This window comes from Streptomyces sp. P9-2B-2 (assembly GCF_030406865.1).
GTDB classification, from domain to species: domain Bacteria; phylum Actinomycetota; class Actinomycetes; order Streptomycetales; family Streptomycetaceae; genus Streptomyces; species Streptomyces platensis.
Genome location: NZ_CP129126.1, coordinates 2,513,981 through 2,536,795, shown reverse-complemented (window position 1 = coordinate 2,536,795; position 22,815 = coordinate 2,513,981). Strand labels below are relative to the sequence as shown.

The window sequence follows — 22,815 nt, the reverse complement described above, 5'->3', positions numbered from 1 at the left end:
CGGAGGTGAACCGCGTGTACGTCTGCTCTTGCTTCGGGATCACCGAGCAGCAGGTCCGCGACCATGCGGACACGGGCGCCTGCACGCCCCGCCAGATCGCCTCCGCCTGCAAGGCGGGCACCGACTGCGGCGGCTGTGTGCGCCGTATCCAGTCGCTGCTCGGCCGTGGGGACTGCCCCCGCCGGGAGCTCATCGACAGCGGTTCGCCCGAGCCGCTGGTCGCGGAGGCGGGCGCAGTGGCGCCCGCGGCGCTCTCGGAGGCCGCGTAGCCCTCAGGGGCACGGGTGATCTCCCCATGCCGGCCGGGCCGCCGCGGAGCGCGGGCATCCGGCCGCTCGCTCAGCTCGGCTGCTCGATGACCTGGGCGATGTAGAGCGCTTCCCCGAGCTTCTCGATCAGTTCCAGCTGGGTGTCGAGATAGTCGATGTGGTGCTCCTCGTCCGCGAGGATGTCCTCGAAGATATTCGCCGACGTGATGTCGCCCTTGTTGCGCATGAGCTCGATACCGCGCTTGAGCCGGTCGATGGCCTCGACCTCCACCTGCCGGTCGGCCTGGAACATCTCGGTGACGGTCTGGCCGACCCGGACATGGAACAGCCGCTGGTAATTCGGCAGGCCGTCGAGGAAGAGAATCCGGTCCGTGAGGATCTCCGCGTGCTTCATCTCGTCGAAGGACTCGGAGCGGGTGTACTTCGCGAGCTTCGTCCAGCCGAAGTTCTCCTGCATCTTGGCGTGCAGGAAGTACTGGTTGATCGCGGTCAGCTCGGCGGTCAGCTGCTCGTTGAGGAATTCGATGACCTCGGGGTCGCCCTGCATGGCAGCGGGCTCCTTCCACGCGAGAACTGGGCAGGTGCCGCGCATCCTCGCACCGCCCTGAGCGAGACGTCCAGTAAGTGCACGCTTAGTGCGAGTTGCCCGAATCCCTCCCATCCCTGGTCATCGGCACCCCTTCCGGTCTGACAACATGGAGGCATGGGTCAGCCGGAAAGCCGCGAAGAGGAGCCTGTCGAGCTGCCTCCGGGGCAGCGGCTCCAGCGGGGCTGGCCGGTGACGCATTACGGGCCGGTGCCGAAGTTCCGCGCCGAACGCTGGGAGTTCCGCGCATTCGGCGCCACCGCCGACGGGGCGAAACACTGCTGGTCGCACGAGGAATTCACGGCGCTGCCGTACAGCACGGTCGTCGCGGATATGCACTGCGTGACGAAATTCAGCATGCTGGGAGCCGAATGGGGTGGGGTACGCACCCGGACGATCCTGGAGCTGGCGCCGCCGGCACCCGACGCCACCCATGTCATGGTGTGGGCCGAGTACGGCTTCAGTTCGAATTTGCGGATCGAGGATTTCGCCGCGGAGAACTGCCTCTTCGCCACCCATCGCTCCGGTGAACTCCTCACCGCGGAGCACGGATTCCCGGTCCGTCTGATCGTGCCGCATCTGTACGCCTGGAAAGGGCCCAAGTGGGTCCGCGGTATCGAATACATGCGGGCCGACCGCCGCGGTTTCTGGGAGGAACGCGGCTATCACAACCTGGGCGACCCGTGGCGCGAGCAGCGCTACTCGTACCAGGAAGAGCCCGGCGACGGCCCCGAACTCTGAGCCGTGCCACCGGCCGGTTTTCCGTGCCCGGCGGCTCCGTGATCAGTGGTGGTACCGGTGCACCACCGCATGCCCCTTCCCCCGGCCGATCATCCACTTGTTGACCGGTGTGGTCACCACGAAGGCGAGCACCAGGGACGCGGCCAGCGTGCCCCAGAACAGCCCGTCCGAGAGCTGGGCGTCCATGGCGCTCGGCCAGAGCACGATCAAGCCGTTGTCGATCAGCTCCATGACCGCGATGGAGAGCGTGTCGGCGGCCAGCGCGACCCGGAGCGCCGCCCGGAGGCCGACGCCCGCCGCCAGGACGCCGCGCACGGTGAGCGCATAGCCGAAGACGAAGGCCAGCACGATCGCCAGAATCGTCGTCGGGACGTTGTGCCAGGCCAGCGCCGTGCCGATCACCATGCCGAGGATCTCGCCGATGGCACAGCCGGTCAGACAGTGCAGGGTCGCCCTGGCCGCCGGCGCCCAGCCCGCCGGGCCGGCGGCGGCGTGCGGGACGGCCGCGGCGCCGGTGTCCGGTGCCGCGGTGCCGTGCTCGTGCGGTGCCTGCTCCATGGAAACCCCCAACGCGAGGTAGCGGTCCCGGCCGGCGGGCTCAGGGCGCGCGCAGCTCCTTGAGCCGGGCCACGTCCGCCGCATGGCCCTCCTTGCCGCCCGGCGTCTCGACGACCAGCGGCACCCCGGCCGTCGCCGGATGGACGAACAGTTCGCCGAACGGCTCCGCGCCGATGTGACCGGCGCCGATGTTCTCGTGCCTGTCCTTGTGGGCGCCGGCCACATCCTTGGAGTCATTGGCGTGGATCAGCTTCAGCCGGCCCTCGCCGGTGACCTCCACCAGCTCGTCCAGCAGCGCCTTCATCCCGCCGGGCGCCGCCATGTCGTGCCCCGCGGCGAACGCATGGCAGGTGTCGAGGCAGATGCCCAGCTTGGGGTGCCGGTCCAGCGCGTCGAAATACGGACCGAGGTCCTCGGCCCGCGCACACAGCGACGCACCCTGCCCCGCCGTCGGCTCCAGCAGCAGCCAGGGGTCGTCCGGATGTGTCAGCTCGTCGAGCAACGGCCGCATCTGCTCCCTGACCTGCGCCAGCGCCACCGCACGGGCCCGTCCGCCGGTCGCCGAGCCGGTGTGCACGACCACCCCGAGCGCACCGATCTCCCGGCCGCGGCGCAGGGAGTGCCGCAGCGACGCCACGGACTTCTCGACGGTCGCCTCGGTGTGCGAACCGAAGTTGATCAGATACGGCGCATGGACGTACGCCGGAATCCCCTGCTGCGCACAGGCCGCCCGGAACGCCTCGTCCTGATCGGGGTTGCCGGGGACCGTCGCCCAGCCGCGCGGATTGGCCACGAAGACCTGCACGACCTCGTCGCCCATCTCCTGGGCGTACGGGATACCGGTCTTCGCCAGACCGCCGGCCACCGGCACATGACCGCCGACCGGATTACGGGCACGGGCGCGCTGCTCGGCGCTCTTCGGGGAGGGGGAGGTACTCACCCTCCCAGGGTGCCAGGTGCGCCGTGGCCGCCGTCCGCCGGACGGCCGCCACGGCGCGGCAGGACGCTACAGCGCACCCTTGAGCTTGATCGTGATCGTGCCGCCCTTCGGCGCCTTCTTGCCCGCCTCCACGGACTGCGACTCGACCTCGTCCTGCGGGAACAGGAACGGCTTGTCCACCTCGACCTGGAAGCCGAGATCCGACAGCTGTGTCTTGGCGTCCTCTTCGCTCTTGCCGGTGACATCCGGGACGGGGACCATCTCCGGGCCCCTGGACAGCGTCAGGGTGACCGTTTCGCCCTTGCCCACCGTGCGGCCCTCGGCCGGTGTCTGCCGGGCGACGGTGCCCTTGTCCTGCGTGGAGAAGACCGGCTCGGCGGCGAAGCGCACCCGCAGGCCCGCCGCCCGCAGCGTCTCGGCGGCGTCCGCCCGCTTGCTGCCGAGCACACCGGGCACCTCGATCTCGGCGCCCCGGCTGATGGTCAGCCCCACCGCCGTATCGGGATGCCGCTTGCTGCCCGCGACCGGGTCCGTACGGATCACCGAGCCCCTGGCCACCTCGTCGCTGAACTCGTTCCGCTCGGTGCCCGGCTTCAGCCCGAGGTCGCGCAGCTTGCGCTTGGCGTCCGCGACCGGGGTGCCGGACAGGTCCGGGACGGCGACGATGTTCGGGCCCCGGGAGACGGTGATCGTGACCGTGCCCGTCCCCCGGATCTGCTTGCCGTTGGCGGGGTCCAGCTTCATCACCCGGCCGCGGTCCACCGTCGAGCTGAAGCCGCGCACCACCTTCACGCCCAGCCCCTCGTCCCGCAGCGTCCGCTCGGCCTTGGCCTGCGGCATGTCCAGCACCGCAGGGACGGTGGTGAACTGGCCGAAGTTGATGTACCAGACGCCGGTGCCCGCTCCGAGGAGCAGCAGCACCGCCGCGATGATCGTGGCCAGCTTGTGCCGCTGGAGCAGCCCGCCACGGGGCGCCTCGGGCGCCTCGGGTGCCCGGACCGGACGCAGCCGGGTCGTCTGCTCCGACGGCGGCACCTCCAGCCGGCTGGTGCGGTTCAGCTCCGCCTCGTCCGTCCCCGGCAGCGGCGGCTGCACGCCCGCGGTGCGGGGTATCACATCCGTACGCTCCGAGCCGTCGCCGAGGCCGCCCGCGGGCACTTCTTTGGCCTGCGGCGGCACGACATCCAGCTGGGCGTCCGTCAGCTGCGCACGGGCCTCCTGCGCCCGGTACAGCAGCGCCACCGCGTCCTGCGGGCGCTGCTGCGGATCACGGGCACAGGCCATCGCGACCAGCTCGTCCAGCTGCGGCGCGAGACCGGGCACCAGCCCCGACGGCGGCAGCACGTCCTCGTGCAGATGCTGGTAGAGGACCTGCGCCACCGAGCCGCCGTTGTGCGGCTTGCCGCCGGTCAGCATCTCGTAGAGCACCACACCACAGGCGTACACATCGACCCGGGCGTCCGCGGTGCCGTGCTCCATCTGCTCCGGAGCGAGATACGAGACGGTCCCCAGGACCGAGCCCGTCGAAGCGGTGGTGTGCGTGTCCACCGCCCGCACCAGGCCGAAGTCGGCGACCTTCACCCGGCCGTCATCGCCGATCAGGACGTTCTCCGGCTTCATGTCGCGGTGCACCAGCCCGGCCCGGTGCGCGGCCCCCAGAGCGGCCAGAATCGGCTCCAGCACGTCCAGCGCGGCCCGCGGCTGGAGAGCGCCCCGCTCGCGCAGTACGTCGCGCAGTGTGCAGCCCGGGACGTACTCCATCGCCAGATAGACGTATGTCCCGTCCGTGCCCTGATCGAAGACGCCCACCACATTCGGATGCGACAGCCGCGCCACGGACTTCGCCTCACGGATGAAGCGCTCGACGAACGCTCCGTCCGTCGCAAGCGTCGGGTGCATCACCTTCAGCGCGAGCAGACGGTCCAGCCGGGTGTCCATGGCTTGGTAGACCGTAGCCATACCGCCTGCGGCGATGCGCGCCTGGACGCGGTAGCGGCCGTCGAGCAGCTGACCCACTAGGGGGTCCTGAAGGGTCGTATCCACGGCAAACGAGTGTATGGCCTATTCCTACGTTGTTGCTTTCCCACCGTGGTGGTTGCTCGCCGTTTGTGGCCCGCTTCGCGGTGCCCCCGCCGTTGCGCCGGTTCGCTGCGCTTTGCCGCTCGCCGTTGCGCCTGGCGGCGGGCGGGGTCCGCTGCGCGGGGCTGTCGGGGTGCGGTGACGGGCCTGCGCGGGTGGGGGTTTCCGGACTGCTTCGCTTTACGTCCGGAAACCCCCACCCGCTCCGGCCCGTCCCCTCCCGTTGAGGGGTGGAAAAAACCTTGTGGTGGTGATCCTCGGTGGTCCGGTGCGCCTTGTGCATCGGGGTAAATCAGCCACCCACGCCCGCCCCCACACACCGACCCCGGAGGTCCGTCACCGCACCCACAGCCCCGCGCAGCGGACCCCGCCCGCCGCAGGCGAAACGGCGAGAACCGCCACGGCGGGACAGCCGAAAACGTGGGCTAAAAAGCGGGACGCTCAGGGTCGAACGCGGCCACCCCATCCGTCGGGGAAGACGCCACCGCGAAATGGCGCCGGGGGATGCGGCCCGCTCGGTGGGCCAGGCGGCCCGCTGTCACCGCGTGGCGCATCGCTGTGGCCATCCATTCCGGTTCCTGGGCGCGGGTGACCGCGGAGGCGAGCATGACGGCCGCGCAGCCCAGTTCCATGGCCAGTGAGACGTCCGAGGCGGTGCCGGCGCCGGCGTCGAGGATGACGGGGACGGTGGCCCGCTCGGTGATCAGCTGGAAGTTGTGCGGGTTGCGGATGCCGAGGCCGGAGCCGATCGGTGAGCCGAGCGGCATGATCGCGGCGCAGCCCACGTCTTCCAGTTTGCGGGCCAGCACGGGGTCGTCGTTCGTATAGGGCAGCACAGTGAAGCCGTCGTCCACCAGGGTCTCGGCGGCGTCGAGGAGTTCGATCGGGTCGGGCAGCAGGGTCCGCTCGTCGGCGACGACCTCCAGCTTGACCCAGTCCGTGCCGAGTGCCTCGCGGGCGAGCCGGGCGGTGAGCACCGCCTCGCCGGCGGTGAAGCAGCCCGCGGTGTTCGGCAGGACCCGGATCTTGTGGCGCTCCAGTACGGACAGCACCGAGCCCTGCACGGTCGGATCCAGCCGCCGCATGGCGACCGTCGTCAGCTCCGTACCGGAGGCGAGCAGCGCCCGTTCCATGACGTCGAGACTGGGCGCACCGCCGGTCCCCATGATCAGGCGGGACGCGAAGGTGGTGCCGGCGAGGGTGAACGGATCGTCGGTCATGTCTGCGGATCAGCCTCCCTGGACCGCGGTGAGTACCTCGACGCGGTCGCCGTCGCCGAGCGGGGTGGTGGGCCACTGGGTGCGCGGCACCACGGTTTCGTTGACCGCCGCGGCCACCCCGGCGGGTGCCTGGGACAGCGTCGCGACGAGCCGGTCGAGGGTGAGTCCGCCGGGGATCTCACGGGCCTCGCCGTTGACGGACACGGACACGGTGGACGCGCTCATGCGCCGGCCTCGCTTCGTTCGGCGGGCCGGCCGTCGCCGCCCGCGCACCTGTCTACGGTTCGCTCGATGCGCTCGCTCATACGGGCTGCTCCTCGGGGGCGCGGGTGCGCGCCGGTCCCGGGGTGGCGGGGGAGAAGCGCGCGGGGGAGAAGGGGCGGGCCTCCTCGGGGAGGTTCCCGGTGGTCAGGAGTTCGGCCATGGCGTCACCGGTGACCGGCGTCAGCAGCACCCCGTTGCGGTAGTGGCCGGTGGCCAGGTGGAGGCCGGGCAGTGCGGTCGGCCCCAGGAGCGGCGCGTTGTCGGGGGAGGCGGGGCGCAGCCCGGCGCAGGTCTCGACCAGCGGCAGCTCGGTGATGCCGGGGACCAGCTCATGGGCGTCCCGCAGCAGCTCGTAGACCCCGCCCGCGGTCACGGTGGTGTCCCAGCCCAGCTCCTCGCTGGTGGCGCCGATGACCAGTTCGCCGTTCTCCCGCGGCACCAGGTAGAGGGGACCGCCGCGGACGACGGCCCGTACGGTGCGCGACAGGAAGGCGGGACTGCCCGCGGGCATCTCCGGCAGCCGCAGCCGCAGCACCTGGCCCTTGACCGGCCGTACCGGCGGCAGCACCTCGTCGGGGACACCGGCGAGACCGCCGCTGTGGCTGCCCGCCGCCAGCACGACCTGACCCGCCGACAGCCGGGTGCCGTCGGCGAGTTCGGCGCCCGTGGCGCGCCCGCCGCCGACCGTCAGCCGGACCGCCGCGCTCCGGTGGAACGCCACTCCGGCGCGCTCACACGCGGCCAGCAGGGCGCTCACCAGCCGCCGCGGATCGACCTGATGATCGCCGTCCACCCGCAGCCCGCCGCGCACCCCGGAGGCCAGCATCGGCTCCAGGCGGCGGCACTCGCGCCCCGTGAGCCACTGCGAGTCCAGTCCCGAGCGCGTCTGGAGCGTGTGCAGCTCGCGCAGATGGGCACGGTCGTCGGCGTCCAGCGCGACGGCCAGGGTGCCGCACCGCCGGTAGCCGATCCGCTGCCCGGCGGCCTCCTCCAGCTCCTCGGTGAACCGCGGATAGCGCTGCGCCGAGGCGAGATTGAGGCCCAGCAGGGTCTGCTCGCCGTAGTGGAGCTCGGTGACCGCGGCCAGCATCCCGGCCGCGACCCGGGCCGCGCCGCCGCCGGGCGCGGGATCGGCCAGCGCGACGGTCAGTCCGCGGCCGGCCGCCCGCCAGGCGGTGACCAGGCCGATGATGCCGCCGCCGAGAACGAGCACATCGGGACGCGGCGCGGCCGGTCCCGTCGGTGTGGCAGGTGGATGCATGATCTTTCAGCCCCTCCCTTCGCCGGCATGACCCGGATCAGGTTCGTACGGTCGGAGGCCGGCCAGCCTCCCTCTCAGCCCGGTGCGTCCGGGCTCCCGCGAGTGCGTGTATCCGTCAGCCTAATACGGGGCCGCGAGACCCCGTAAGGCACGGCCCCGGCCCCCAGGGCCCGTATTCCGGGGTGGCCGACGGTGACGGTGTGTCAGAGATCTCCTTGCGTGCTGCTGCGAGCGGCGTCACGGACCGTCCTAGAGTGATCGGGTGAGCGAGCAGAGCAAGTCCTCCCAGGCCCCTGACCGCACGCCGCGCGTCGTGATCATCGGCGCGGGAATCGCGGGTGTGCAGACCGCGGTCGCCCTGCGCGAACAGGGCTGGCGCGGTGCGATCACGCTCCTCGGCGACGAGCCCCACCAGCCCTACGACCGCCCGCCGCTGTCCAAGGCGGTCCTGCTGGGCAAGGCCGAGGGCTCCACCTTCGACATCGACTTCGCCGGACTCGACATCGAGCTCCGTCTGGGCCACCCGGTCACTGCCCTCCTACCGGACGCCCACCTCGTCGAGACCGCCGACGGCCCCATCCCCTACGACTACGCGGTCCTCGCCACCGGTGCCGAACCGATCGTGCTGCCCGGCAGTGAAGGCATGCCCGGCGTCCACCTGCTGCGCACCCTCGACGACGCCGAGCGGCTGCGCCCGGTGCTCGCCGCCCAGCACGAGATCGTGGTCGTCGGGGCCGGCTGGATCGGCGCCGAGTTCGCGACCGCGGCCCGGGAAGCGGGCTGCGCGGTCACCGTCGTCGAGGCCGCCGACCGCCCGCTGGCCGGTGCGCTGCCCGCCGAGGTGGCCACCCACATGACCGGCTGGTACACGGACGCCGGCGCCGAGCTGCGCACCGGCGCCCGGGTCGCGTCGGTCACCGCGGGCGCGGTCACCCTCGCGGACGGCGTGACCCTGCCCGCCGACGCGGTGGTCATCGGGATCGGCGCCCGGCCCGCGACCGGCTGGCTGGCCGGCTCGGGCGTCGAGGTCTCGCCGGAGGACGGCTCCGTCCTCGCCGACGACCGGCTGCGCACCTCCGTGCCCGATGTCTACGCGGTCGGCGACTGCGCCTCCTTCCCGTCGGCCCGTTACGGCACCCGCCTGCTGATCCACCACTGGGACAACGCCCTCCAGGGCCCCCGTACGGTCGCCGAGAACATCGCCCGCGGCGACGCCGAAGGGCTGGTCTACGACCCCGTCCCGTACTTCTGGTCGGAGCAGTTCGGTCGCTTCGTGCAGTACGCGGGCCACCACGGCAACGCCGACGAGCTGGTCTGGCGCGGTGACCCGGCCGGGGCCGCCTGGTCGGTGATCTGGCTGCGGGAGGGACGGCTCGTCGCGCTGCTGGCCGTGGGGCGGCCGCGGGACCTCGCCCAGGGGCGCAAGCTGATCGAGCGGGGCGTCGTACTGGACCGCGAGCGGGCCGCGAACGCGTCCCTACCGCTGAAGGCCGCCGCCGTGTGACGCACGGTGGCCGCCGGTTGCCGGGCGGCCGCCGTCACCCTCCGGTGTGCACGAAGCCCCTGATGGCGATGCCCGGCTACCGGCTGTCAGTGCGAGGTGGCAGGCTTGTCCTGTGACCGAGATTGACGCAAACATCGATGGACTCGTCCCCGCCTGGCTCACCCTCCCCGACATCGCCGAACAGTTCGGCGTCGAGGTGACGCGCGTGCGGCAGCTGGTCAAGGAGGGCCAGCTGATCGCGGTGCGCCGCGGCGAGAACCGGGCGCTGCATGTGCCCGCCGATTTCATCCAGGACGACAAGGTGGTCAAGGGCCTCGTCGGCACCCTCACCCTCCTCAAGGACGACGGCTTCACCGACGAGGAGATGCTGGAGTGGCTGTTCACCCCGGATGAGACCCTGCCCGGCACGCCTGCCCAGGCGCTGCGCGAGAATCGCGGCACGGAGGTGAAGCGCCGGGCCCAGGCGCTCGCCGTCTGACCCGCCCGGCGCGCTCCCGTCCAGCCGCCGCACCCGCATCCGTAACCGCACCCGAGGGGCGTACGTGCCGGAAGGCCCGGCCGTACGCCCCCGACCTGGGGGAAGCCGCCCGATGAGCACCGCACGACAGGCCATGGCCGACGCCCGGCTCTACCTCTGCACCGACGCGCGCAAGCGGCAGGGCGATCTGCCGCAGTTCCTGGACGCCGTGCTCGCCTCCGGCGTGGACATCATCCAGCTGCGCGACAAGGGCATGGAGGCCGGTGAGGAGCTCCGGCACCTGGAGGTCTTCGCGGACGCCTGCCGGCGGCACGGCAAGCTGCTGGCGGTCAACGACCGGGCGGATGTCGCCCATGTGGCCGGCAGCGAGGTGCTGCACCTCGGCCAGGGCGATCTGCCGGTCCCGGCCGCCCGCGCCGTCCTCGGCCCGGACGTCCTCATAGGCCGCTCCACCCATGCCGAGGCCGAGGTGGACGCCGCGCTCACCGAGCCCGGCGTGGACTACTTCTGCACGGGCCCGTGCTGGCCCACGCCCACCAAGCCGGGCCGCCACGCCCCCGGCCTCGACCTGGTCCGCTACACCGCCGCCCGCGCCCCCGAGCGCCCCTGGTTCGCGATCGGCGGGATCGACGCCGGGAATCTCGACGAGGTGCTGACCGCCGGTGCCCGCCGGGTCGTCGTGGTCCGCGCGATCACCGAGGCGGACGACCCGGGAGCGGCGGCCGCCGCCCTGGCCAAGCGCATCCGCACCTGGGACGCCTAGTACTGCCCGGGTGGCCGGGATCGCTTCGCGTCGGCGGCGGTCGACGATCCAGAGGCGGTTTTCTGTCGTCCCGGCGACCGGAAAATGTCCAACCAGTGGACATGAACCCGACCAACCAGGCATTACGCCGAAGACGGTTGGTGTGGGCCCCGCCGCTGGTTAACCTGCCGGTATGGCCCTAGGTACAGCTTCCACCAGGACTGATCGTGCGCACACGGTGCGCGAGCTGCTCGCTTCCGGCAAGCAGTCCTATTCGTTCGAGTTCGCCGCCCCGAAGACCGAGAAGGGTGAGCGGACCCTGTGGAACGCCATTCGTCGGATCGAGGCCGTCTCCCCGACCTTTGTCTCCGTGACGTACGGCGCCGGCGGCACCTCCCGTGACGGCACGGTGCGTGCCACCGAGCGCATCGCCACCGACACCACCCTGACCCCGGTCGCCCACCTGACCGCGGTCAACCACTCCACGGCGGATCTGCGCAACATCATCGGCCAGTACGCCGACGCCGGAATCCGCAACATGCTCGCGCTTCGCGGCGACCCGCCCGGCGACCCGATGGGCGATTGGGTCCGGCACCCCGACGGCGTCGACTACGCCGCCGACCTGGTCCGGCTGATCAAGGAGTCCGGCGACTTCTGCGTCGGCGTCGCCGCCTTCCCCGAGATGCATCCGCGCTCGACGGACTGGGACACCGATGTGGCACACTTCGTCGCCAAGTGCCGGGCCGGTGCGGACTTCGCCATCACCCAGATGTTCTTCTACCCGGAGGACTACTTCCGGCTCCGGGACCGGGTCACGGCCGCGGGTTGCTCCACGCCGATCATTCCGGAGATCATGCCGGTGACGAACGTGCGCCAGATCGAACGGTTCGCTCAGCTCAGCAATGCGGCGTTCCCGCCCGAGCTGGCCGAGCGCATCCTGGCCGTCAAGGACGACCCCGCGGCGGTACGCTCCATTGGGATCGAGTACGCAACGGAACTGTGCGCACGCTTGATGGCCGAGGATGTTCCCGGGTTGCACTTCATTACCCTGAACCACTCCACGGCGACCCTGGAGATCTACGAGAATCTGGGGCTGCACCAGCAGTCCTGATCACGGTGGCCGGCGAGCGGCGGAAGAGGGGCGTATATGGGCTGGACGATCCTCTACATCGCGTTCGGTCTGGTCGCCCTGTGGCTGCTCGGTGAGGTGCTGCTCCAGTACAAGGCGCGGCTGCGCTGGCGGTTGCTCGCCTTCACCGGCTTCCTCGCCGTGGTCATCGGCGTGATCATCCCCTCGGTGATCGTGATCGGGCTGGGCCTGATCGCCTTCGCCTTCGGGCAGACGCAGGTCACGCTCTCCTTCCGCCGCGGTTTCACCACCGGCTGGGCGCTGGGCGGCAAGCCCGGCGAGAGCCGTCGCCGGCGGGCCCGCCCGAGCGGGCCGCCGGCCGCCGAACCGACCCTGGAGGTCTCCGGCCTGGAGGCGGTCCCGCCCACCGGAGGCACCGCCCCGGCTCCCGACAGCGGCCCTGACACCTTCGAGAGCACCGGCGGCTTCCAGAGCCGGGACGTCTTCGACAGCACGGGCGGCTTCCAGAGCCAGGACGCCTTCGCCGCGCAGGAAACCATCGTCGGCCAGGGCGCTTTCCCCGCGCAGGACACGTTCCCGGCGCAGGACACCTTCGCCGGGCAGGGCTCCTACGGCGGACCGGGCTCCTACAACTACCCCGCCGACGACGGCTACCGGAGCCAGGACCCCTACCAGCCGCAGCAGGACCAAGACGTCTACGCCACCCAGGCGTTCGCGGCCCAGGACGACTACACCCGGGCCAACGGCGGCGCTGTCTACGCCCCGCAGCCGATGCCCGACGAGACCGGCCAATACGGCATCTACAGCCCCGACGCCCGCAGCCCGCAGAACGACTACGGCTACGACGCGTACAACGGCGCCGCCAACGGCAACGGCTATGCGTATGACGGGAGTTACGGCCAGGGCCCCGCCGCCCAGGACCCGTATGGCGACCCCTACGCGGCCTACGGCGACAATCCGGCCCAGGCCGGGCAGGCACCCTACGCCGACCCGTACCTCGGCACCCAGCAGTACGCCGCGTCCTACGACCCGTACGCGCAGCCGGACCCCTACGCCCAACCGCCCTACGGTGCACAGCAATACGACAGCCAGGGACAGCCGCTCGGCCCCTACCCCGGCCAGGGCTACGGCGAGACCCCGCCCGGCGGCGTCTGGGTCCCCCAACAACGCGACACCGAACTCCCGCCCGAGCAGCCCTACCCGCCCTACCAGCAGCCGGGGTACGACGGGCAGCCGTATCGTTATTAGCCCCACGTTTTCGGCTTGCTCGTTGTGTGGGACCTCGCCGTTTGTGGCCCGCTTCGCGGTGCCCCCGCCGTTGCGCCGGTTCGCTGCGCTTTGCCGCTCGCCGTTGCGCCTGCGGCGGGCGGGTCCGCTGCGCGGGGCTGTCGGGGTGCGGTGACGGGCCTGCGCGGGTGGGGGTTTCCGGACTGCTTCGCTTTACGTCCGGAAACCCCCACCCGCTCCGGCCCGTCCCCTCCCGTTGGAGGGTGGGGAAACCTTGGTGGGTGGACCCGTAGGTGGTCCGGTGCGCCTCGTAGATCGCAGTGAACAGCTCGGTCGCACCGACACGGCTCACGGTGGCCAGCCCCCACCCACCGTCACACTTCCCTCAACGGGAGGGGACGGGCCGGAGGGGCCGGTGTGTGGGACGTAAAGCGAAGCAGTCCCACACACCGGCCCCGGAGGTCCGTCACCGCACCCACAGCCCCGCGCAGCGGACCCGGCCCGCCGCAGGCGTCACGGCGGGGGCACCGCGTAGCGGGCCACAAACGGCGAGCAACAACCACGGCGGGAAAGCCGAAAACGTGGGAAGCCTACGTAGAGCCGTGCCAGGAGTCGCCGTTGACGATGAGGCCCGCGACGATTGCGCCGGACATGCCGGCGTGGGCCGGGCCGCCGCCCGGGTGTGACCAGCCGCCGACGGCGTAGAGACCCGGTATCCGGGTGCGGTTGGCGGGGCGCAGGAAGCGGCCCTGCCGGCCGGCCAGTGCGGGGCCCGGGACCAGCGTGTCGTCCGTCGGGGGCAGCACCTCGCGCCACAGCACCCGCTCCCGCAGCCCGGGAACCGCGGCTTCGGCGATCTCGGTCATCCGCTCGGCGTCGGCCGCCACGGCCGTTCCGTCGGTCCAGTCGACCGGGCCGTGCGGAGCCACGGTCGCGGTCAGGGTCACGGCCTCGTGGGCGTCGTCCGGCCGGGTGGCCGGGTCGTCGGGGCGCAGCACCGTCACCGTGGGCCGGTCGCAGGGGGTCCGCAGGCCGGAGCCGTCGCCGAACACGCCCGCCAGCTCGGCCGCGCGGTCCGCGGCGTGGACCACCGTGCGATGAGCGGCGTCCCCGGGGCGTGCCCCGCGCAGTGCGAGGCAGACCGTGAGCCGGCCGGTGGCGCGGTCACCCGGTCCCAGGTCGGGGCGGACGTCGTCCGCACCCCACGGCTCCCGCCCCTGGCAGAGCTCCACGAGCCGCACCGGATCGACGCCCGCGACCACGAACTCCGCCTCGGACACCCGGCCGTCGGCCAGTTCCACGCCCGTGGCCCGGCCGTCCTTCTCCACGATCCCGGTCACCGCCGTGCCGAAGCTGAACTCGACCTTGCGCGCCACGCAGCGCTCGTACAGCGCGTCGGCCAGTGCCCGCATCCCGCCGCGCGGATACCAACTCCCGAAGGTCTGCTCCATATACGGCAGCACGGCGGCGCTGGCCGGGGCGCTGCGCGGGTCGAAGCCGTACGCCAGGGCGTGGCTCTCCAGCAGTGCGATCAGCCGGGGATCGGCCAGTTCGCGGCGGGCCACCTCGGCGAGGGTGGCGGTCGTGGGGCCCTTGCCCCGGCCGAACAGGCCGCGTTTGCGCACCGCCGGATAGGGATCGCGCCCCAGCACCCGCCAGTCCTGCCACAGCGGCTCCTCCAGGAGCGGCCGGCGGGTGGCGTCCCAGGCCTCGCGGGCGCGGCCCACCAGCTCGCTCCAGCGCTCCCCGGCGCCGGCGCCCAGCGCCTCGTCGAGGGCCGCCAGCACGCCGGCCCGTGAGGCGTTCGGCAGCGAGACGGCCGTGCCGTCGGCGAAGACATGGCGGGCGGCGGGGTCGACCTGGGTCAGCTCGACGCAGCTCTCCAACGGCTCCCGGCCGGTCTTGAGGAACAGATCGCGGTAGACGGCCGGCAGATGCAGCAGTCCGGGTCCTGTGTCGAAGGCGAAGCCGTCCCGTGCCAGCTGCCGCAGCGCGCCGCCGTGCGTCGCGCCGCGCTCGAACACCGCCACCCGGTGGCCCGCGACGGCCAGCCGGGCAGCGGCTGCCATCGCGCCCATCCCGGCGCCGATCACCGCAATCCGTGCCATGCCTGCGACTTTATCCGGAGCCGCTGACAACGCCCGCACGGCTGTGGAAAACCCTCCCGGCAGCGGCCGCCCGCCACCGCCGGAAGCCCGCCGTCAGGTCACCGGAGGTGCCGCGCCGGCCGCCACGGCCGCCCGCTTCTCCGCGCGCCGCTCCCGCCGCCGCTGGAGGTATCGGCGGATCCGCGACCACAGGAAGATCACCACCGCGATCCCCGCGGCCAGCAGCGTCCCCGCGATGACCGCCGCGGCCACCGGATGGAACAGGGCGAAGGCGATGAGCCCCGCGACCCCCAGATCCTCGGCCAGGCTCAGCACGATGTTGCTGGCCGGCTCCGGGGAGGTGTTGACCGCGATCCGGGTGCCCGCCTTGACCAGATGGCTCAGCAGCGCCGTGGAGCCGCCCACCGCGCCCGCCGCCAGCTCGGGCAGCGAACCGTTGTGGCCGGCCAGCAGCGCCGCCACCACCCCGCCGGCGACCGGCCGGATCACCGTGTGCACGGTGTCCCAGACCGAGTCCACGTACGGGATCTTGTCGGCGACGGCCTCGGCCACGAAGAGCAGCCCGGCCACGATCAGCACATCCGGGCGCTCCAGCGCCGCGGGCACCTCATCGGAGACGCCGGTCGCACCGAGCAGGCCGAGGAGCAGGACGACGGCATAGGCGTTGATCCCGCTCGCCCAGCCACTGGTGAACACCAAGGGAAGTACGGACACGCCGCAGATCGTAGGCCCCGACTGGGGGCCGGTGCTCAGTTTTGAGTATCCGTACTCAGACGCCGAGATGAGTAGGTACGCGGATGGGCCGGAGGCCGCCCGGACGGAAGAGTAGGGATCACGGAAGGGAAGCGGCGCCGCACCGCCGACACGGGGCGGCGGAGCGGCGCGGCTCCCGGACGTGACGGGGGAACACGGGGGACGCACGGGGGAAAACGGGGGAAGCGCTGTCCTGGTCGGATCGAAGGGGGAACGATCCGTGCCAGGGCAGCGCACCCTTTTGTGCGGCTCCGGGGGACGGGAAGAAGGGGTGCGCGCCGTAGCTGACCACTACGGCGCGCACCCTCTTTTCCGCTTCCGGGAGATGGCCTCCCGTCACTGCGAGGGCCGGCCGCTGATCCTCCCCTGGAGCAGCCGCGACAGCGCCGCGTGCACATCGTCGAGCGACCGGTCCGGCTGGTACGACTGCCAGTCCAGGGCGGCCACCAGCACCATCCCGAACAACGCCGAGGCGGTCAGCGGGATATCGATCTCCTCGCTCAGCTCCTCTCGGGCGACCGCCTCCCGCAGCACGTCCTCCACCACCGTGATGGCCCGCTCCCGCACCACCATCAGCGTCGACTGCCAGGCCCGGTTGGTGCGCCACAGCTCGGCGACGTAGAGCTGGGTGAGCGCCGGGTAACGGGAGATGAAGTCCAGCCCGGCCCGGATCATCGCGTCCAGCGCGTCGATCCGGGTGCCGCCCCCGTCGGTCACCTCCTCGGCGGCCGCCTGAAGGGACGTCGCCAGCATCTCGATGCCGTGCCGCAGCAGCTCTTCGAAGAGCACGTTCTTGCTCGCGAAGTTGTAGTAGACGGTGCCCTTCGCGACACCCGCCCGCTCGGCGATCTCGTCCACCGTGGTGGAGGAGAAACCCTGTTCGGCGATGAGCGTGACCGCGGCTTCGAAGAGCTTGCGCCGGGTGGCGTCGCGGCGTGAATTGGAGCTGTCCATGGGGGCGATTGTGCCGCCCCCGGACGGGTGCGTGCTCACAGGCTCAGTTCCGGATGCAGGTCCTTCATCCGCACCACCTGGCGGCCGCGCGCCGTCAGGGACGTCAGCACGAGGGCCCCCGCGGTGAACGCCAGCAGGACCACACTGCCCTGCCACACGGGCGCGAGGTCGCCGCCCGTGATGAGCCGGCGCAGCCCCTCCACGATGTAACTCATCGGCAGATACGGGTGGATGGCGGCGAAGAAGCCCGGACTGGTCTGCACCGGATAGGTGCCGCCCGCCGACGTCAGCTGGAGCATCAGCAGCGCCAGCACCAGGATCCGCCCGGCCGGTCCGAACTGCGCGTTCAGCCACTGCACCAGTGCCGAGAAACACGCCGTGACCAGGACGAGGAACCCGATCGTGCCGGCCGCCCGCACCATCTCCAGACCGATCGCGAAGTGCAGTACGGACATCAGCGCCGCGGTCTGAAGCACCCCCACACCGAACACCGGCAGCCAGCCCGACAGCGCCACCCGCCAGGAAGCCGCGCCCATCGCCAGCGCCCTCCGGTTGAGTGGCTGGATCAGCATGTACGCCACCATCGCGCCGACCCACAGGGACAGCGGGATGAAGTACGGGGCGAACCCGGTGCCGTAGTTGGGCGCCTTGTGGGCCGCGTCCGAAGACAGCTGCACCGGGTCGGACATGACCAGGGTGTGCGCGTCGCGGTCCTTCTTGCCGTAGTCGGGGATCCGCTTCGCCCCGTCGTGCAGCCCGCCGGCCAGCTTCTGCGAACCGTCCGAGAGCTTGAACATGCCGCCGTTCAGTGTCTGCGCGCCGTCCTTGAGCCGGCCCACACCGGAGTCGAGGTCGCCGATCCCGGCCGCCGCGCGGCCCGTACCGTCGTGCAGCCGGTGCGCCCCGTCGTTGAGCTGGTCCGCGCCGGCCGCCAGCCGGGCGTTGCCGGCGGACAGTTTGCGCGCCCCCGCGGACACCTTGTGCGCCCCGTCGTTCAGATCGTTGATCTTCTTGACCGCGGCGTCCATGTCCGCGCCCAGGGTGGGCCCGCGCTGCGCCAGCTCGTTCGCCAGGGAGTGCAGGGTGTCCAGGTCCCGGCCCAGTTGGTCCAGGTTCTTCTGGTCGTGCACATAGCCGCTGACCTCCTCGGCCTTGTCCGCCGCGGTGGCCGCCTCCTCCTTGAGCTGCTTCAGCTCCGCACAGGAGGTGTCGAGCCGCACCCCGCTCTCACAGCGCAGCCGGTAGTAGGAGGCCATGTGGTCGGAGATCCCCCGGGAGAGCTTCGCTCCCGTGGAGGCCGCGGCGGGAAGCTTGTCCAAGTGGTCACGGATCGCCTGCGAACCGTCGGCGACGAGCCGCGCCGCCTCGCCGATCTCCTTGCCGTGCGCCCGGATGAAGGGCCCCACCTTGCCGACGACTCCGTTGACCTTGTCGGCCAGCTGCTGGGTGCCCTGCGCCACCTGCCCCGAGCCATCGGCCAGTTGGCGCGAGCCGTCGGCGGCGGTCCCGGCTCCCCGGGCGAGATCGGAGCTGCCCCGGGAGAGCCGCCCCGCGCCCGCGTCGAGGTCGCCCAGACCGGTGACGAGCTTGCCGCTCCCGTTCTTCGCGGTGCCCAGACCGTCGGCCAGCTTGCCCGTGCCGTGCTTGGCCTGCCCGATGCCGTCCTCGAGCCGGTCGGCGCCGTTCGCAGCCTGTTCGGTCTTGCCGTGCAGCGTCGAGAAGGAGACAAAGATCTTGTCGAGGAAGGTCCGCGACGACTTCGTGGAGGCCGCGGAGCGCACCTCGGAGAACACCGTCCGGGAGATCTGCCCGACGATGTAGTTGTTCGCGTCGTTCGTCCGCACCTTCAGTGCGCCGGTCTCCGGACGGCCACCGGAGCTGGAGGCGATCCGCCGGCTGAAGTCCTTCGGGATGGACAGCGAGAGGTAGTACGAGCCGTCCTCCACGCCCCTGGCGGCCTCCTTGGCGTCCACCGGCCGCCAGTCGAAGGTATGGCTGTCCCGCAGCCCCGAGACGATGCTGTCGCCCGCCGAGATCCGCTTCCCGTCGACGGCCGCGCCGGTGTCCTCGTTGACCAGCGCGACCGGGATCTTGTCCAGCCGCCCGTACGGGTCCCAGAAGGACCACAGGTAGAGCGCGCCGTACAGGAGCGGCAACAGCAGGAGGGCGGCCAGCGCGGCGCGCGGCAGCTTGCCCCTCCCGAACCGCTTCAGCTCAAGCGCGGCCAGTTTCGGCGAGCGCATCGGCCGTCCCCTCCTCGTCGTCGTGCCCGTTGTCGGCGGGGGTTTTGGCGGGGGCCTCGGCCGGTGCGCTGTCCGCGCTCGCGGTGCCGACCGGTTCGGGCTCGCTCTGAGTGCCCTTCCCGGTCTCTCCCGTCTCTCCCGTCTCGCTCTCCTCGCGGCCCTCGGGGGTCTCGCCGTCCTTGCCGTCCTCGCTGTCCGTGGTGGCGGTGGAGCTGCCGGGTGCGTCCTCGGGGGCGGTGGTCTCCGGGCGGCTGCCCGTACGCACCAGCACCACGTCCTCGTCGCCCACCGGCGGCTCGCTGCACACCGCGAGCACCGTGGTGCCGGCCGCCGCGAGGCCGTGCAGCATCTTCCAGGCCGCGCCGCGCTCGTCGTCGGACAGCTTCAGATCGGTGTCGTCGACGGCCAGCAGCCGGGGGCCGCCGATCAGCGCGAGCGCCACGGACAGCCGCAGCGCCTCCAGCCGTTCCAGGTCGCGCACGGACGTACGGATCCCCTTGGGCAGCGACTCCAGGTCGAGGCCGGCCGCGGTCAGTGCGGTGTCCACCAGGGCGCGGGCCGCGGCCCTGCGCTCGCGCCGGGGCTTCAGCAGTGCCCGCAGTGAAGCGCCGAACCGGCCCTGCAACAGGGCGCGTTCCCGCAGATGCTCGCCCACGGTGAGCGCCGGATCGAGCTCGGCGACCCCCGGCACATGGGCGAGCGCGGTGACAGACCGGACCGCGGCCTTCTTCTTGGGCAGCGGCAGTCCGCCGACCTCGGCGGTGCCCGCGGCGGACTTCATCCGGCCGGTGAGCGCGAGCAGCAGACACGTACGGCCCGAGCCCGAGGGGCCCTGTACGGCGATCAGCGAACCGGGCGCGGCCGTGAAGTCGATGTTCCGGAACGCCCATCCGCGGGGGCCCTTGACCCCGAATCCCGCGGCCGTGACCGCCGCCCCGTGCGGGGTGCTGTCCACGATCCCCTCCTTTGAACTGACCGGTCAGTTCAAAAGTATGCCGCATCCCACCCCCCGTTCCGCAAGGGGATGTTCGGAATCCGTTCCCGCGGATGCGCGGATCAGGCCGTGCCCTTTTCGACGAAAGTGCAGGTCGGTGCCGATTGTCAGTGGCGTACGTCACGATGGGCTCATCCGGTCCGAATCGGTATTCGGTCCCGAACCGGCATGCGACGACAGGAGGTTCGTCATGGCAGCTCGTCCCGACAGGGGCAGCTCCGCTGCGTACGGTCCCCCGAGCGATGTCCACCCCGTCCTGCGGCGGGCGACCGCACCACCCGCCGCACTCGCCCTGCTCACCCAGGCCCAGCAGGGCCTCGACGAAGCGCAGACCCTGGAAACCCCCAACGAGCGGTTCGCCACGGCTCATCTGGCCGCGCTGCGCACCGCCGCCGCCGTCCTCGCCGTCCGTGGCCGGCCGGAGGCCACCGTGCGCCGCAGGCAGCGTATCCGCAGCGCCTGGGAAGTGCTGCCCGAGGTCGCGCCCGAACTCGCCGAGTGGAGCGCCCTGTTCGCCGCCGGTGCCGCCCGCCGAGCGAAGGCCGAGGCCGGCATAGCCGGCGCAGCGAGCCGCCGTGACGCCGACGATCTCCTGCGCGACACCGCCATGTTCCTGCGCCTGGTGGAGCGGATGCTGCTCCTCCAGCCCTCCCTGCCACCCCAACGGGCGGGCGCGGGGTGAGCAACGGCTGAGGCTGGGGCGGGGAGGCGGAGGAGGGGAGCGGGTGGAAGGAGTGGGGCGGGGGAGCGGGAGGAGGGGAGTGGGGGTGGGGGTGGGGTGGGGCCGGGGCCCCGGGGGAGGGGGAAGGGAAAGCAGCGGTACTCGGCTCCCACCGCCCACCACCTGCCCCGCGCCCGCCTCCCTGCCACCCCAGGACCACGGCCCCTCCCTCCGCCCCACGCCACCCTCGCCCCCTCGCCCGCCGTGCCCGCCTCTCCGCGCCCCGGCCCGCCGACCCCTCCGCTCCACCACCTTCACCCCCCGCTCCGCCCCTTCACCCCCCCGCTCCCCCTCCCGCCCCGCCGGGCGCCACGGCGGCTCCCGGTGGCTCCGCAGGCCGTGGACGGCGCGGGACGGAATAGGGTGGTGGACGCCTAGACGTTCATGCCCCCGCCGAGGAGCCACCCGCCGTGTCTGACCCGCTGCGCCCGCGCGCATCCCTTCGTACCGCCGTGGTCTGGGAGGTCCTCAAGGACGCCCTGGAGCGCCGGGTCAAGGCCACCGGCCGCGACGCGCTGGACGTCCTCGACACCGGCGGCGGCACCGGCAACTTCGCCGTGCCGGTCGCCCGTCTCGGCCACCGCGTCACGGTCGTCGACCCCAGCCCCAACGCCCTCTTCGCCCTGGAGCGCCGCGTCGCCGAGGCGGGCGTCGCCGACCGGGTGCGTGCGGTCCAGGGTGACGCCCACGGCCTGTTCGACGTCGTCGAGCGCGGCGGCTACGACGCAGTGCTCTGCCACGGCGTGCTGGAGTACGTCGACGACCCGGCCGAGGGCCTCCGCAACGCGGTCGACGCCCTGCGCCCGGCCGGCACTCTCAGCCTGCTCGCGGCCGGTCTGGGCGGTGCCGTCCTCGCGCGCGCTCTCGCGGGCCACTTCACCGAGGCCCGCCAGGCCCTCACCGACCCGGCCGGACGCTGGGGCGAGGGCGACCCGGTCCCGCGCCGCTTCACCGCCGACCAGCTCACCGAGCTGGTGTCCGCCACCGGCCTGGAGGTCGGCGCGGTCCACGGCGTACGGGTCTTCGCCGACCTGGTCCCCGGGGTGCTGGTGGACACCGAGCCGGGCGCCATGGAGGCGCTGCTGAAGCTCGAGGCGGCCGCCGCCGAGCAGCCCGCCTTCCACTCCGTGGCCACCCAGCTGCACGTCCTCGCGGAGCGCGACTGACCCACACGGCTCACGCGACTACCGCGTGCAGTCGGCCACAGACCACCCGATCAGCCCCTTCGCCCCGTATGATCGGGGTACGACGTTCCGGCATGACGGACAGGCGGGTGGGGAATGCAGGCAGCATCACCACCGGTCGCCGTGGCGGCCCGGACAGTGAACTGGCGTCGAGGGGCGGGTTTCACGGGGGCGATTCCCTGCCTATCCTGAAAGGGTCGCACCCGGTCGCCCCCCGCGACCGACGAGTAGGAGGACTCCGTGCCGCTCTCGGAGCACGAGCAGCGCATGCTCGAGCAAATGGAGCGAGCGCTGTACGCCGAAGATCCCAAGTTCGCGACAGCGCTTGAGGGAAGCGGGCTGCGTACGTACACCCGGCGACGGGTTTACCAAGCGGTCGCGGGCTTCCTGGTGGGTATCGCCCTGCTCATGGCCGGCATGGTCGCGCAGCAGATCTGGATCAGTGTGGTGGGCTTCCTCGTCATGCTCGGCTGCGCCGTGCTGGCGGTCACCGGCTGGCGCAAAGCTCCCAAGCCCGGTGAGCAGCAGTCCGCTGCGGGTTCCGGAGGTGCTGCGGGTGCCCCGGCACGCCGTCAGGCCAGGCAGCGGCGCTCGATGATGAACCGCATCGAGGACCGCTGGCAGCGACGCAGGGACGAACAACAGGGCCACTGAGCCACGACGGAGCGGCGGATTCGCGGGATTTCCCCGAATCCGTCGGGAGCTTCCCCCTGAGCGATTCCTCGCGCCCCGGGAGATGTTTCTTTCCGTCATTCTTCCTGTTGCGCCTCACGGCGCTTTCCGTCACTCTTTCCCGCCGCTTTTTCGCCGTTGCAGTTTGCCGTCTCGGGCCCGCAGTTCGCCCTCCGCGGGCCCGATAGTTCTCTGTTCCTTTCCGCCCTTCGGTACGCAACGCGTTC

Annotated in this window: 22 protein-coding genes and 1 riboswitch; of the genes, 10 read left to right on the top strand and 12 right to left on the bottom strand. The window is 71.9% G+C overall.

All coding sequences use genetic code 11. From position 1 onward, the window contains the following. The first annotated feature begins 14 nt into the window (after nt 1-14). Nucleotides 15-269 (top strand): (2Fe-2S)-binding protein, encoded by a 255-nt coding sequence (locus tag QT196_RS11010; protein ID WP_168478699.1) that lies wholly within the window; start codon nt 15-17, stop codon nt 267-269. 70 nt (nt 270-339) lie between these two features. Here QT196_RS11010 and bfr read toward each other — a convergent pair whose 3' ends face one another. Next, complete coding sequence (bfr, locus tag QT196_RS11005; RefSeq protein WP_085927275.1) at nt 340-816, bottom strand: bacterioferritin; 477 nt, start codon at nt 814-816, stop codon at nt 340-342. A gap of 156 nt (nt 817-972) precedes the next feature. On the opposite strand from bfr, the gene QT196_RS11000 reads away from it, so the two are divergent. Continuing rightward, complete coding sequence (locus tag QT196_RS11000) at nt 973-1,596, top strand: sulfite oxidase-like oxidoreductase (RefSeq protein ID WP_085927274.1); 624 nt, start codon at nt 973-975, stop codon at nt 1,594-1,596. A 42-nt stretch (nt 1,597-1,638) separates the two neighbouring features. Here the strand turns inward: QT196_RS11000 and QT196_RS10995 are convergent, their stop codons facing one another. The 6 genes from QT196_RS10995 to thiO all read right to left on the bottom strand — a co-directional run bounded on the left by QT196_RS10995 (nt 1,639) and on the right by thiO (nt 7,918). Further along, nucleotides 1,639-2,154: a DUF4396 domain-containing protein gene (locus QT196_RS10995; RefSeq protein WP_168478698.1), complete on the bottom strand. Its 516-nt coding sequence runs from the start codon at nt 2,152-2,154 to the stop codon at nt 1,639-1,641. A gap of 40 nt (nt 2,155-2,194) precedes the next feature. Beyond that, nucleotides 2,195-3,094, bottom strand: a complete 900-nt coding sequence (locus QT196_RS10990; RefSeq protein WP_168478697.1) for a deoxyribonuclease IV — start codon at nt 3,092-3,094, stop codon at nt 2,195-2,197. Between the two features lie 66 nt (nt 3,095-3,160). Beyond that, nucleotides 3,161-5,137 (bottom strand): Stk1 family PASTA domain-containing Ser/Thr kinase, encoded by a 1,977-nt coding sequence (gene pknB, locus QT196_RS10985; protein WP_168478696.1) that lies wholly within the window; start codon nt 5,135-5,137, stop codon nt 3,161-3,163. 461 nt (nt 5,138-5,598) lie between these two features. Beyond that, nucleotides 5,599-6,393: a thiazole synthase gene (locus QT196_RS10980; protein ID WP_168478695.1), complete on the bottom strand. Its 795-nt coding sequence runs from the start codon at nt 6,391-6,393 to the stop codon at nt 5,599-5,601. Between the two features lie 9 nt (nt 6,394-6,402). Then, complete coding sequence (thiS, locus tag QT196_RS10975) at nt 6,403-6,618, bottom strand: sulfur carrier protein ThiS (RefSeq protein WP_042161997.1); 216 nt, start codon at nt 6,616-6,618, stop codon at nt 6,403-6,405. Between the two features lie 76 nt (nt 6,619-6,694). Beyond that, on the bottom strand, nt 6,695-7,918 hold the full coding sequence (gene thiO / locus QT196_RS10970) for a glycine oxidase ThiO (RefSeq protein WP_290354824.1): 1,224 nt from the start codon (nt 7,916-7,918) through the stop codon (nt 6,695-6,697). Then, nucleotides 7,916-8,028, bottom strand: a riboswitch (TPP riboswitch). Its footprint overlaps the gene before it by 3 nt. 152 nt (nt 8,029-8,180) lie before the next feature. Here thiO and QT196_RS10965 point away from each other — a divergent pair. The 5 genes from QT196_RS10965 to QT196_RS10945 all read left to right on the top strand — a co-directional run bounded on the left by QT196_RS10965 (nt 8,181) and on the right by QT196_RS10945 (nt 12,980). Continuing rightward, the gene (locus QT196_RS10965; RefSeq protein WP_168478694.1) at nt 8,181-9,422 is read left to right on the top strand and encodes an FAD-dependent oxidoreductase; all 1,242 of its coding nucleotides are present in this window, start codon (nt 8,181-8,183) and stop codon (nt 9,420-9,422) included. Between the two features lie 112 nt (nt 9,423-9,534). Next, the gene (locus tag QT196_RS10960; RefSeq protein ID WP_168478693.1) at nt 9,535-9,900 is read left to right on the top strand and encodes an Rv2175c family DNA-binding protein; all 366 of its coding nucleotides are present in this window, start codon (nt 9,535-9,537) and stop codon (nt 9,898-9,900) included. Nucleotides 9,901-10,012: 112 nt separating this feature from the next. Beyond that, complete coding sequence (thiE, locus tag QT196_RS10955; protein WP_290354823.1) at nt 10,013-10,663, top strand: thiamine phosphate synthase; 651 nt, start codon at nt 10,013-10,015, stop codon at nt 10,661-10,663. A gap of 172 nt (nt 10,664-10,835) precedes the next feature. After that, nucleotides 10,836-11,753 carry a methylenetetrahydrofolate reductase [NAD(P)H] gene (gene metF / locus QT196_RS10950; protein ID WP_168478691.1) on the top strand — a complete coding sequence of 306 codons (918 nt, stop codon included), beginning with the start codon at nt 10,836-10,838 and terminating at the stop codon, nt 11,751-11,753. A gap of 36 nt (nt 11,754-11,789) precedes the next feature. Beyond that, the gene (locus QT196_RS10945) at nt 11,790-12,980 is read left to right on the top strand and encodes a hypothetical protein (protein WP_290354822.1); all 1,191 of its coding nucleotides are present in this window, start codon (nt 11,790-11,792) and stop codon (nt 12,978-12,980) included. A gap of 569 nt (nt 12,981-13,549) precedes the next feature. Here QT196_RS10945 and QT196_RS10940 read toward each other — a convergent pair. The 5 genes from QT196_RS10940 to QT196_RS10920 all read right to left on the bottom strand — a co-directional run bounded on the left by QT196_RS10940 (nt 13,550) and on the right by QT196_RS10920 (nt 19,972). Further along, nucleotides 13,550-15,067: an NAD(P)/FAD-dependent oxidoreductase gene (locus QT196_RS10940; RefSeq protein ID WP_168478689.1), complete on the bottom strand. Its 1,518-nt coding sequence runs from the start codon at nt 15,065-15,067 to the stop codon at nt 13,550-13,552. A 93-nt stretch (nt 15,068-15,160) separates the two neighbouring features. Continuing rightward, entirely contained in the window at nt 15,161-15,781 is a 621-nt protein-coding gene (locus tag QT196_RS10935; RefSeq protein WP_168478688.1) for a DUF4126 domain-containing protein, read from the bottom strand. 375 nt (nt 15,782-16,156) lie between these two features. Continuing rightward, complete coding sequence (locus QT196_RS10930) at nt 16,157-16,774, bottom strand: TetR/AcrR family transcriptional regulator (RefSeq protein WP_085927303.1); 618 nt, start codon at nt 16,772-16,774, stop codon at nt 16,157-16,159. A gap of 35 nt (nt 16,775-16,809) precedes the next feature. Continuing rightward, nucleotides 16,810-19,017 (bottom strand): YhgE/Pip domain-containing protein, encoded by a 2,208-nt coding sequence (locus QT196_RS10925; protein WP_290354821.1) that lies wholly within the window; start codon nt 19,015-19,017, stop codon nt 16,810-16,812. After that, nucleotides 18,989-19,972: an ATP-binding cassette domain-containing protein gene (locus QT196_RS10920; RefSeq protein ID WP_266730367.1), complete on the bottom strand. Its 984-nt coding sequence runs from the start codon at nt 19,970-19,972 to the stop codon at nt 18,989-18,991. The genes QT196_RS10925 and QT196_RS10920 overlap by 29 nt, the downstream gene beginning before the upstream one ends. Nucleotides 19,973-20,201: 229 nt before the next feature. On the opposite strand from QT196_RS10920, the gene QT196_RS10915 reads away from it, so the two are divergent. The 3 genes from QT196_RS10915 to QT196_RS10905 all read left to right on the top strand — a co-directional run bounded on the left by QT196_RS10915 (nt 20,202) and on the right by QT196_RS10905 (nt 22,570). Next, nucleotides 20,202-20,693 (top strand): SAV_6107 family HEPN domain-containing protein, encoded by a 492-nt coding sequence (locus QT196_RS10915; RefSeq protein WP_290354820.1) that lies wholly within the window; start codon nt 20,202-20,204, stop codon nt 20,691-20,693. 449 nt (nt 20,694-21,142) lie between these two features. Next, a complete protein-coding gene (locus tag QT196_RS10910; protein ID WP_085924909.1) occupies nt 21,143-21,898 on the top strand; it encodes a methyltransferase in 756 nt (251 codons plus the stop codon). Nucleotides 21,899-22,156: 258 nt separating this feature from the next. Next, nucleotides 22,157-22,570, top strand: a complete 414-nt coding sequence (locus tag QT196_RS10905; RefSeq protein WP_168478685.1) for a DUF3040 domain-containing protein — start codon at nt 22,157-22,159, stop codon at nt 22,568-22,570. The last annotated feature ends 245 nt before the right edge of the window (nt 22,571-22,815 follow it).